Annotated in this window: 9 protein-coding genes; 4 read left to right on the forward strand and 5 right to left on the reverse strand. The window is 43.2% G+C overall.

All coding sequences use genetic code 11. The annotated features are described in order from the left end of the window. Window positions 1–203 precede the first annotated feature (203 nt). The 5 genes from V7K56_RS22085 to V7K56_RS22105 all read right to left on the reverse strand — a co-directional run bounded on the left by V7K56_RS22085 (window position 204) and on the right by V7K56_RS22105 (window position 5,687). Window positions 204–1,175 (reverse strand): glutathione S-transferase family protein, encoded by a 972-nt coding sequence (locus V7K56_RS22085; RefSeq protein ID WP_334913599.1) that lies wholly within the window; start codon window positions 1,173–1,175, stop codon window positions 204–206. Window positions 1,176–1,424: 249 nt separating this feature from the next. After that, on the reverse strand, window positions 1,425–3,425 hold the full coding sequence (locus tag V7K56_RS22090; protein ID WP_334913601.1) for an amylo-alpha-1,6-glucosidase: 2,001 nt from the start codon (window positions 3,423–3,425) through the stop codon (window positions 1,425–1,427). 186 nt (window positions 3,426–3,611) lie between these two features. Next, a complete protein-coding gene (locus V7K56_RS22095; RefSeq protein WP_322729914.1) occupies window positions 3,612–4,253 on the reverse strand; it encodes a GNAT family N-acetyltransferase in 642 nt (213 codons plus the stop codon). 198 nt (window positions 4,254–4,451) lie between these two features. Beyond that, window positions 4,452–5,252 (reverse strand): PD-(D/E)XK nuclease family protein, encoded by an 801-nt coding sequence (locus tag V7K56_RS22100; protein WP_334913605.1) that lies wholly within the window; start codon window positions 5,250–5,252, stop codon window positions 4,452–4,454. 195 nt (window positions 5,253–5,447) lie between these two features. After that, the gene (locus V7K56_RS22105) at window positions 5,448–5,687 is read right to left on the reverse strand and encodes a hypothetical protein (protein ID WP_334913607.1); all 240 of its coding nucleotides are present in this window, start codon (window positions 5,685–5,687) and stop codon (window positions 5,448–5,450) included. Window positions 5,688–6,201: 514 nt separating this feature from the next. Here V7K56_RS22105 and V7K56_RS22110 point away from each other — a divergent pair. The 4 genes from V7K56_RS22110 to V7K56_RS22125 all read left to right on the forward strand — a co-directional run bounded on the left by V7K56_RS22110 (window position 6,202) and on the right by V7K56_RS22125 (window position 12,257). Then, window positions 6,202–6,411, forward strand: coding sequence for a hypothetical protein (locus tag V7K56_RS22110; RefSeq protein ID WP_334913609.1), 210 nt, complete (start codon window positions 6,202–6,204; stop codon window positions 6,409–6,411). A 302-nt stretch (window positions 6,412–6,713) separates the two neighbouring features. Further along, window positions 6,714–7,259: a PadR family transcriptional regulator gene (locus V7K56_RS22115; RefSeq protein ID WP_334913611.1), complete on the forward strand. Its 546-nt coding sequence runs from the start codon at window positions 6,714–6,716 to the stop codon at window positions 7,257–7,259. Between the two features lie 32 nt (window positions 7,260–7,291). Further along, on the forward strand, window positions 7,292–10,801 hold the full coding sequence (locus V7K56_RS22120; RefSeq protein WP_334913613.1) for an efflux RND transporter permease subunit: 3,510 nt from the start codon (window positions 7,292–7,294) through the stop codon (window positions 10,799–10,801). Window positions 10,802–10,895: 94 nt separating this feature from the next. Beyond that, a complete protein-coding gene (locus V7K56_RS22125) occupies window positions 10,896–12,257 on the forward strand; it encodes an efflux RND transporter periplasmic adaptor subunit (protein ID WP_334913615.1) in 1,362 nt (453 codons plus the stop codon). Window positions 12,258–12,290 lie beyond the last annotated feature (33 nt).

Genomic DNA, 12,290 nt, shown 5'->3' on the forward strand with positions numbered 1-12,290 from the left:
ATAACATTCTTGCAATTGAAGCGGGTAAAAAAAGTAGTAAACCTTGCATTTGAGGAATGCGGATTGCTGTGTATGATATTTAAGAGAATGCTTAGTTGTCTAAGCTTTGCTCTTATAGAGCAAATTGAGCATAATATTTGATATAAAACTTAGGAGAATTGGCGAGGAAGCGCTTGAGATTAAGGATAAGTACATTAAGCTAATTACACCTTAGTGAAACGCTGGCGATCGTGCCGTTGGTCAAAATCAATAATCGGCCCCTTCGGCACAATTCGATTTGGATTAATATCAGTCATACTCATGTAATAGCCGCGCTTAGTATAGTCTAGATTGCAAGTCGCTTTGAACTCAGGACGCTGATATAGGTCTAGTAGATAATTCCAGAGATTTGGATAGTCGATAATTCGCCGCAAATTGCACTTAAAGTGACCGTAATACACTGAGTCGAAGCGATACAGAGTTGTAAACATACAAATATCGGCTTCGGTGAGTTGATTGCCACATAAATACCGCTGCTCGTTCAGAATAGTTTCCCATCGATCTAAACTCTCGAAGAGTTCTGTTACCGCATCTTCGTAAGCTGCTTGCGAAGTCGCAAAACCAGCGCGATATACACCAGCATTGATTGGCAGATAGATTGCATCGATCGTTTCATCAATCTTATGCTGTAGGTTGCTTGGGTATAAGTCTATTTTTTGTGTTGCCAATTCCCCAAACTCTACATCAAACATCCGCATGATTTCGCGAGATTCGTTATTGATGATTGTTAAAGTTTGCTTATCCCACAATACCGGAACAGTGACTCGTCCTGTGTATTTGGGATCGGCTTTCAGATAAATCTCTTGCAAATATTGAGTGTGATTCACCCAGTCAGGAATAGCTCCCGGTGCTTCAGTAAACATCCATCCCTTATCGCTCAGAATCGGATCGACGATAGAGACTGAAATGGCATCATTCAAACCTTTGATTTCTCGCATAATTAAAGTGCGATGCGCCCACGGACACGCCAAGGAAACATAGAGGTGATAGCGTCCTGCTTCTGCCTTAAACCCACTAGAACCATTGGCGGTTATGCGATCGCGAAACGTTGTTGGCGTTTCATTGAACTTACCATTGGGATCTGATTTATTCTCATCGGTTGTCCATTTGCCTTCGATCATCATTCCTGACGGCATAATTTCCTCCTAACACTAGTACAACACGGCGTAAATAAACACACCACTCAAAATGACGCGAAAGCGCAAAATACAATACTTTTGACTTTTGACTTCCGCGCAGCGGTACTAGCGCGTGTCTATAAACTTTTGAGGATTACTTCAGCATTACGTCTTTCCTTTTCTGAAAAATGTTAATTTCTTAAAAATTCTTGACAAAATCGACTTTGCAGACAAACCAGGGTTCGGATAAACAAGAAATTCTCCATATCAACTAGCTGTCGCCAACCAAGCACGCAAAACCTCTGCCACTGTCCACGCTTGGGCAATGCATCCCCGTGGAGTCATCGGGGCATCAGCATCAAAAATTTCGCTAAGATTACCAACACCGTGCGCGTTGAGGTGATTAGCCATTGGTTCCAAAAATTGCCGAGCCTGCTCAGGATTTTTGTAGACGCGCAGATGTGCTAAGACAAACGGCCCCAATAACCAACCCCAAACCGTCCCCTGGTGGTAAGCTCCATCACGTTGGTACTGATTACCACCGTATTTACCCTGATACTGAGGATGATCGGGGGCTAGCGATCGCAACCCATGAGAAGTCAGCAGCGTTCGCCCACAAGCTTCCATTACACCCTTTTGCTGAGAAGGTGTGAGCGGACTTTCTGGTAATGACACAGCGAATATTTGGTTAGGACGTAACGACGAATCATCACCATCAAGACTATCTAAAACGTCATAGCAATAACCTGTCTCTTCATTCCAGAAGCGAGAAAATCTATACTTAGCCCGGTCTGCCATTGCTTCATACTCTTGGTGTGGTTTACCAAGCTGACGGGCAAACTTTGCCATTGTCCGTAAAGCATTATACCAGAGAGCATTAACTTCAATCGGTTTGCCAATTCGGGGCGTAACTACCCAATCGTCAACTTTAGCATCCATCCAGGTCAGTTGTACACCAGCAACGCCTGCATAAAGTAAGCCATCGGCAGCATCGAGGTGGATGTTGTAGCGTGTACCGCGACAGTGCCAATTAATAATGTCTGCAAGTATGGGAAAGAGTTCACCAAGCAAAGTATCATCGTCTGTAGCGCTGTAGTAAGCGCGGACTGCTTCAAAGTACCAAAGTGTGGCATCGACTGTATTATACTCTGGTTGCTCACCCGCATCGGGAAAGCGATTAGGCAACATTCCCTGGTCTACATATCTGGCAAAGGTGCGAAGAATTGAGCGAGCTACCTCTGGACGACCAGTGGAAATTGTCAAGCCAGGTAGACTAATCATGGTGTCGCGTCCCCAGTCGCTAAACCAGTGATAACCAGCGATGATGGTTTTACCGTTGGGGTCTTCTGGCAATGAGCGATCAACAATAAACTGGTCAGCAGCTAGTACTAGATGGTTGATCCAACTAGGTGATTCTTTAGTGTTGAGGGGTTGATTATTTTTCCAAAATCCTGTTAACTTTTGCTCATGAGCGCGACGTAACTTAAGTGTGGCTTCACCATTGAGATTTGCTTGTTTTTCCGTGCTGGCTACAAACGCGATCGCTTCCCCAGGATTAAGTGTAACTTCAAAGGTGGCGGCGTGGAGGTGGTCTTCTTTATCTCTCAATCCTCGATAGCGTTCAACTGCCAATTCAAAGCCATAATACCAATTGTGAACAATAGATGCAGTAGCGCGTAGTTTACCGCCGTAGGCATCGCTCAACAGATATAGTGGTACAGCACCCGGATAAGCAGTTATACAAATTCCCTGTTCCATCGGCTCAACAGACATCTGCCAACCATTGCTTTGAGTGTCGCTGTGATAATCGCGGTAGTTGACTATTGCTTTGAGCGTCAACTTTAGTGGTTGGGTGGCACGACGCAAAGTATATTGGACATAAGTTGTGTTCTGGCCTTGCTGCATCCACACCCGTTTTTCTAATAAGGCATCGGCAACAGCAAAACGCCATACAGGAATTGTACCTTCCAGAAAAAAACGTTCAATATGTTGATAACCGTGCGGACTGACAATACCATCTGCCCAACGATTAGTGTTTAGAAAAAAAGAGCGGGTATCATACAATACAGTTTCATCTAGTTTTGCCAGCATTAAAGTACGACCGAGAGGTGGTTTCAATGCTGCTACCAATAGTCCGTGATAGCGGCGAGTCAATAAACCAGCCACAGTCCCAGAGGCATAACCACCAATACCGTTAGTAACTAACCACTCCCGCAATTCTCCAATGTCAAGATTGCCACAAATTTCCCGCCCAAATTCTATAGACATAAGTTACATCGCTTTGCTCTAAATTCAAAATCAACAATCGCCATCATGCTTTTCTCTCTGCGTTCTCTGTGCCTCTGCGGTTCAAAAGTAATTTGTTGGAACCACAGAGTCGCAGAGAACACGGAGAAAAGCGGAATTATCATCCAAAAATTTTACCCACTTTGAAAGGATTACTCCTAACTTTTGTTAGATTGGAGATTGCTCCTCAGTTATTTGAGATTCACTTACTAGAGGATTAAGGACGACTTCATTAGCAACACTATCAGGCTTACGGGCACGAATTGCCGGACGCGATCGCCTATAACCTGCTCTTTCTGCTTTTTGATGTTCGTAATCAATTAATCTGCCATAATATTCATGCTTGCTTAAATTCATCGACAAGAAAATATGCTGGCGGATATTACCAAAACCTTTGCGGTTAAAAAACTTCAATGCTGAAGTATTGGTGGGGTCAGTATCTACCAGCATAAACCGCGCCCCATCTTCAATCATCCGGGCGACGACTTTATCAACCAACTTGTCTGCAACTCCCCGACGCTGATACTTTGGGCTAACTCCCAGCCATAAAATATATCCATAAGTCCAGGATGCTTTGGTGATGATGGTTCCCAAAATGAATCCTGCTAATTCCCCATCTGTTTCAGCCACAAGACAGTATTCTGGATCGGTATTGTAAAGTCCAATTACTTCCCATTCGTCCCAGGTGCGGTATAAATAAGGATATAAATCGCTAGTAAATAACCCTTCTCCCAAGTGGTAAACGGGAGCAATGTCATCAATTCCTAATTCGCGTACATAAATTGCTTCAGTTTCATCAAAAGTTGACATAAATTTAGAAATTGTGATTTATTTACATAAGTATGTTGTTGAATGAAAAAAAAGAGCATTTACTAAATCTAGCTCTTTTAATCAATATGCTTTCAAATGCTTTAGAGTTAAAAAAGGGTCCTACATTACTTTTTTATTTTCCACAAGACTCTACAGATATAAGAAATCTGTTTTAGCAGCAAAATTCTGGCAATAAAATCAAAGTGAGACTTCTTGAATGCTGTCAAAATTTGGCAATGAGTCTTTTACTGCTTCTTCAGTTGCTTGTGTGCGATCGCAACGTTTGGCAAACTGACAATAATCACAGTTTTTACTACCCTCCACCACTTGAGGAAACTGCTGATTATTCTGGTAATTTTCCAGCCAAATAGTTAACTGACTTAATAGTTGATTAAGTTTTTTTCCTATTTGTGTGTGTTGAGCAGTATTGTAATTAAATTTAATATTTTGCGGTTTGCCTTCAGATTGGACAAACCAATAAGTCATGGAAATCTTTTCTGGCAAATAGTCGCTAGTTTCTGCCAATACATACAGATAAAGCCGTGTTTGCCAGTTAGATTCTAACTTGCGTTTATTGGGTGGTTTAGGATAAGTTTTCCAGTCGAGAATTTGTGCTTGTTGGTTATCTGCAATCAATAAATCATAGACAACCGTCAGCAAATAGTCCTGAACTTGCAGAGTTCGGTAGTGTTCGCTTTCACGGAAAGTTTGATTATCAGATGCAGTAGTTAAAATTTCTGGGGCTGCATCGGCAAAACCCAACATCCAGCTTTGCAGTTGAGCATCTGCTTCCAGGAAACTATCAATTGGCAAACCCATTTCTCGCTGCTGCATTAGCAAGTGAAAACGACTACCCAAAGTTAGCCGTTCTTCTTGTTCTGGATTTGAGGGGGAATTGAGTTTTTCGAGGTAAGTATGTTGAAATTTACGCGGACAAGCTTCTAGTAAGTTAAGTTGTCCTTGAGACAGTCGCAGTAGTTGAGTGGAAGTTGACAGCATTCTTTTATTTTAGAAGTAAATTAGAATCTGCAACTCCCCTTTGGTAGACTATCTGTAAAAACAGTTATTTTTTATTGCCTTCACAGATAGTTCTTACGTCTGCTATTTCAACTTGTCTCGATCTTGCTCGTTACGAAGCTTTCAGCTGACCTTCACTCAGCTAAAGGCTATTTATGGTCAGTATGAGTCTTAGTCTTAACCCCAAGACTCATAGATCATGGCGATCGCAAATAGACAAATTAGGAAAATTGCTATCCTCGCAACCCATAACCATAGGTTTGCAGATAAAAGCATCCCAACTATCGCATTTGCCCCAAAAGTGTGAAACACAACAAAGGCTATTCCCAGCCCCAGCAGTGCCAGCAGAAAATATTTGAGTCCTATAAAAAACCACCTGAACAACAGATTATCGTTATCTTTTAGACTGGGTTTCATAGTTTTTTTCCTGTTTTGAAAGTTGAATCTAGGTAGCAGTTTGCACTTCCCCGACCACAATAAAGAAACAGTGAATTTCCACAGCTTTGCTCCCACCAAGGCAAGGTACACAACAGTTCCACTCCATTCAGGAGTAGGAATACCAAAAAAGCTGGTCTTGATATTTGCAGATTATGAAAAATTAAGCTCTTTGATGAATTCCCAGAGCAATCTGGATATCAAAAATTAGGCGCTCAATGCGCGTAATCGCATAGAAGGCATACTACGCACATTGAACCCTTGAAATTCCTACAGGTAATTTGTATATAAATTGCCTTTTTCAGAATTTGCAGTTCCAGCCTTTGCTTTTATTTTTTGCTCATTAAGTTTTTTTTAATTCACCCGTAACCTTACTAAGTCACCGTGGTTTCTGCTGTTAAACTCACTATAAAGTAACTTGGTTACTGAGGTCAAGGTAAACTGTAGAGAAAATTATTTAAACAGGATAAGATACTACAAATCTCAATACGCTTGGTTGAGCGTAAGCGTTACCCAACATCTCAATAATGTTGGGTTACCCTCCGAGAAGCAAGCTACATTCCTCAAACGCCACTTGCTTCTCCTAAGGGGAGACGCTACGCAAACAACGGGGAACTCCCCTTTGGGTTCGGGAGTGACGCTCCTGCGTCGCTACCGCTTTGCACTAACGACGGGAACCGCCAAAACTGCGACTCCCTCACCGTAACGCAGTGGCTACCCAACCTACGTTAGTATAATTATTTAGGCTTAACTAAACTGTATTGCTACAAATCTAGCTGAAGTCTTCAAATGAATCCTCACTTTTGGTACTAAGGGACTTTCAAATAGAAAAATACTCAACTACTTATTGTGAGGTGGATGCCTCACTTATCCCTAACTAGCCACAGGTAATTTATACAGCTTCGCCTTTACGACATCACAGAGAATTCTGACAATTGAACTTTGGGTACTTGGCTAAAAAGGCTCAATTTGATATTGTTGATCGACATATCAAATTGATATATCAAAATGCTGAAGCTAGCAGTATTAGGTCTATTACAACGAGAGCCATTAAATGGTTATCGGCTTAAACAGCAACTAGAGATGTTTATGAGTTGCAGTATTTGTGTCAACTATGGCGCGATTTATCCTCTTCTCAAGCGCATGGAAGAACAAGGTGAAGCGATCCTATGTGCAGAACAAGGAGAAGAAAGTGGGCAGTGTGGAAAGGTATATGAGATTACACCCCTTGGCAAAACCATTTGGTATCAAGAGATGCTGGCATATCCTCATGAAAGCTGGGTTAATGCGCGATCGCGATTCTTTATCAAATTTTTTTTCTTTAGTCATTTATTACCCCAAGAACGAATTCAGTTAATCGAACATCGATTGATGTTATGTCAGTTACGCCTTGCGGAGAAAAAAGCACTTGAAGTTACTGATGATTTCTATCAAGCGAAAGTGCAAAAGCGAGCAGTTGAAGTGATCAAATCAGAAATTGAGTGGCTAGTTGAGCAACTCCAAACAGAACAACTTCAATTAGCTCAAACGCCAACCTCAATAAAACAGCTTTAACCCAAAAAACTTTTGAAGTATCCTAACTAACTATGTGGATCGTCAAAATTGCTTTACGTCTTCCGTATACATTCGCGATCGCTGCCTTGATGATTGTGATCATGGGTGTAGTAACGATATTTGGCACACCTGTTGACATTTTTCCATCAATCAACATTCCGGTTGTCAGTATAGTTTGGACTTATACTGGTACCACATCTGAGGAAATGGCACAGCGAATCGTTACCATTAGCGAACGCGCTATGACAACAACCGTTGGTGACATCGAACACATTGAATCTCAATCTTTAAGTGGTGTTAGTGTCGTCAAGGTTTTCTTCCAACCCAACGCCAATATCGCCTCGGCAGTTGCTCAAATCACCTCTGTTAGCCAAACAATTCTTCGCCCTTTGCCACCGGGTATCACGCCGCCATTCATTATTCAGTACAACGCTTCTAGCGTGCCGATTATCCAGATGAGTGTCAGCAGCAATAACTTGCCGGAACAAGCGCTCAACGACTATGCTACCAACTTTGTCCGCACCCAGTTAGCAACAGTCCAAGGGGCGAGTGTACCTTTGCCCTATGGTGGTAAAGCTCGGCAGATTATGGTTGATATCGATCCCCAAGCGATGTTGGCTAAAGGCGTTTCTGCCCAAGATGTAACAAATGCTGTCAGTGCCCAAAATTTAGTCTTGCCTGCCGGCGATATGAAGATAGGCACTCGTGACTTCGCCGTCCAAATTAACAATAGTCCAGATGTGGTGGCAGCTCTCAACGACTTGCCGATTAAGCAAGTCAATGGTAATGTGACTTACATTCGTGATGTCGCCCAGGTAAGAGATGGCTTTGCCGTACAAACGAACGTTGTCCGTCAAAATGGCAGGCGATCGAGCTTACTCAGCATCCTTAAGAGTGGCAGTGCCTCGACTATTGATGTCATTGATCGCGTCAAAAAAGCTTTGCCTCGCATCCAGTCCACCATGCCTCCAGGACTGAATTTATCGTTTTTGTTCGATCAATCTGTATTTGTGGAAGCTTCGATTCAAGGCGTTCTTAAAGAAGGATTGATTGCAGCCTGTCTCACCGCACTGATGATTCTGATTTTCCTGGGAAGTTGGCGCAGCACTGTAATTGTAGCCGTATCAATTCCCCTCTCGATGCTGGTTTCGATTATTGTGATGAGTCGTTTGGGACAAACTTTCAACATTATGACTTTGGGTGGTTTGTCCTTAGCTGTCGGTATTCTCGTAGATGATGCCACAGTAGAAATTGAAAATATCCATCGAAATCTCGGACAAGGTAAACCAATAAAGCGAGCAATCTTGGATGGAGCGCAGCAAATCGCAACTCCAGCACTTGTGGCAACATTATGTATTTGTATTGTCTTTGTGCCAGTCGTGTTTTTAAGTGGAGTGGCAAAGTACTTGTTTGTGCCGCTAGCAATGGCGGTGGTATTTGCTATGCTTGCTTCCTATCTGCTGTCTCGGACAGTAGTACCGACGATGGCAAATTATCTTCTACCACATGAAGCAGACTTGCATAGAGAAAGCGAGGGGCATAATGGTCATGGCGATCGCCATAATATAGATTCGCCAGTCCAAAACAATAACGGTCATGACGATCGCCATAGCCATTCGCCAGTCCAAAACAATAACGGTCATGACAATCGCCATAGCCATTCACCAGTGGAAATTCGCGATCGCCGCGATCGCCACGACCATTTGCCAGTGCAAAATAATAGTCGCGATCGCCATAATATAGATTCGCCAGTCCAAAACAATAATGGTCACGACAACCACCATCAAAAGCCAGAAGCAACAACGAAAACTGCTGAACCTGTCAAGAAAGATTGGATATGGCGAATACACGAAAAGTTTAATCGACAATTTGAGAAACTTCGCAGTTGGTACTACGATGTCCTGACCTCAGCATTGAATCACCGCCGCATAGTCTTTGTGCTGTTTGGCGCTTTTATAGTCAGTGCAGGAGTTTTGTTGCCGTTCGTCGGTCAAGACTTTTTCCCTGAAGTTGATGGCGGTCAGTTTAGCCTTCATGTTCGAGCTTTACCCGGTACTCGTTTGGAAGAGACAGAAAGAATTGTCAGCCAAGTCGAAGGCGTTATCCGCCAGACTGTACCTAAAGAAAATCTCTCAATGATTTTGGATAACATCGGCTTACCTAACAGTGGTATTAACCTTACCTATGGCTACAACGGTGCCACAATTGGGCCGGCTGATGCTGATATTCTTGTGTCGCTCAAAAAATCTGGTTCAACTTTTTCTTATATCGAGCAACTGCGCCCGAAATTGAAAGCGACATTTCCCAGCTACACTTTCTTTTTTGAACCGGCTGATATTGTTACTCAAATTCTGAATTTCGGTTTGCCTGCTGCTGTTGACGTGCAAATATCCGGGCCTCTGCAAAACTCAAAGGCCAACTTTAAAATTGCCAAACAAATCGAAGCAAGGATGACGCGCATTCCTGGTGCTGTAGATGTACACATGCAGCAAGTTGTCGATGCTCCCAAGTTACGTCTTGATGTAGACCGCACCGAAGCTCAACAACTGGGTATGACCCAGCGTGATGTTGCTAATAGCGTCCTCACTTCCTTAAGTTCAAGCGGTCAAGCCGCAATTAACCAATGGCTCGATCCCAAAAAAGGCGTGAGTTACACCCTTGCCGTACAAGTGCCACAGTACAAACTTGACTCTATTGATGGTCTCAAGAATACGCCAGTTAGCAACGGTCAAACTGCACCCCAACTTTTGGGTAATTTAGCTACTGTCAGACGCGACACAGTAATGCAAGTTGTGAATCACTACAACATTCAGCCAGTTTTTGATATCTACGCTAACTCCTCTAATCGCGATCTGGGGGGAGTTGCCCGCGATGTGAATCGAATCATAGCTGATTATAAGAAAAACCTGCCTAAGGGAAGTCAAATTAATGTCCGCGGGCAAGTGCAAACGATGAACTCTTCGTTTCTAGGACTTGGTTTCGGACTTGTGTTTGCAATTGTGCTGGTTTACTGCTTAATGGTGGTAAATTTCCAATCTTGGCTCGATCCCCTGATTATTATGATGGCACTGCCAAGTGCTTTAGCTGGTATTGTTTGGATATTGTTTGTCACCCGCACCACTTTTAGCGTTCCTTCGTTAATGGGTGCAATTATGAGTATAGGTGTGGCGACATCAAACAGTATTCTACTGATTACTTTTGCTAATGATCAGCGTCAAGAAGGGCAAAATGCTTATCAAGCAGCGCAAGCAGCAGGTCACACGCGGTTGCGTCCTGTGTTAATGACTGCTTTAGCTATGCTCATCGGTATGGTGCCAATGTCTCTCGGTCTTGGTGAAGGTGGTGAGCAGAATGCACCCTTGGGTCGCGCTGTAATTGGCGGCTTGTCAGCTGCAACAATTGCTACTCTCATCTTCGTACCTGTTGTTTACAGTATGTTACGGCGTAAACAACCTCGTCCTATTGATGAGGATGATAACGATTTAAATTTCTCAGATCCACAGACCGCATACTCATTGTCATCATCCCAAGGAAAGAAGTAAGCAATTTTTAAAGTTCAAAATTGCCAAAGCCAATGATGGTAATGACTCTAGCTGCTGAATTGATGCAAATTAGATAATACGGGACAGCTTACCTATGGATTCTCAGCCTCCTGCATCTCCTGATTCTCAACAACAAACGACTTCTAGAAAAAGGCACGGCATCGGTCGAATTGGTTGGGCTGTAATTGGTGCTGTTTTTTTTGGTAGCCTATTAGCTATAGGTATTCTGCCTCGGTTAAGCCAAAGGTCAGAATTACAAGCAGCAGTCAAGGAAGCAAGCACTGTACCCTCAGTCAACGTGATCACTCCCCGTCGCGCTGCTGCTACTACTAATTTGGAACTACCTGGCAGTGTTGTAGCCCTGAACCAAACAACTATCTACGCTCGCAGTACTGGGTATTTGCGGCGGTGGTATGCAGATATTGGCGATCGCGTGCAGGCTGGTCAGTTGTTGGCAGAAATTGATTCACCAGACATAGATCAGCAAGTTTTGCAAGCGAAGGCAGAGTCAGCACAAGCACAAGCTAACGTGCTTCAAACTCGTGCAAGTTTAGCTAAAGGCGTTTCTGATTTGAAGCAAGCCCAGGCTAATCTATTGATTGCACGTCAAAGTTGGCAGCGCTGGAGTGTTCTTGTCAAGCAAGGTGCAGTGCCTCAACAAGATGCAGATACAAGATATGCTACATATCAGGCTAATCTTGCCAACGTTGAGGCAGCAAAAAATACTGTCAATTCTGACTCTGCTAACGTCAAAGCAGCACAAGCTAACGCCTACGCCATTCAAGCAAACTTCCAGCGTAATATCGTATTGCAGTCTTACAAGAAAGTCACTGCTCCTTTCTCTGGAGTGATTACCGCACGTAACGTAAATACAGGTGTTTTAATTTCAGCAGGTAGTGGCAACAGCAATACTAATAGTAACACCAATACTAGCAACACCAACACTAGCAATACCAGCCTTTATACTATTGCTGCTTATGACAAGCTAGATGTGAATGTGAATGTTCCACAGAGTTTATCACCGTCACTTCAGACTGGTCAAACAGCAGAAATTACGGTCAAAGAGGTACCACAACGAGTGTTTAGGGGTAAAGTAGTGCGTACTAGCAACGCCATAGATCCAAATACTCGCACTTTGCTGACACAATTAGAAGTGCAGAATTCGGACGCTATACTGCGACCTGGGATGTATGCCACTGTTAAATTTGCCATTAACCGCACTAATACTCCCTTTGTTGTGCCAGATAGTGCCTTAGTCGCTAACGCCGGAGGTACGCAGGTAGCAACTGTAACCAAAGACCAAACAGTACATTATCAAAAAGTGGCTGTTGGGCGAGATTATGGTACCGAAATAGAAATTACATCTGGTCTGACAGGAAATGAATCGCTGATTGCCACTCCTACGGTTGATGAGACAGAGGGTTTGCGCGTGCAGCCAGTTGCACAAAGAAAGTAGACTCAATGTATCTAAGTCAGGTACACTAAACTC

This window comes from Nostoc sp., assembly GCF_036917535.1.
Taxonomy (GTDB): domain Bacteria; phylum Cyanobacteriota; class Cyanobacteriia; order Cyanobacteriales; family Nostocaceae; genus Nostoc.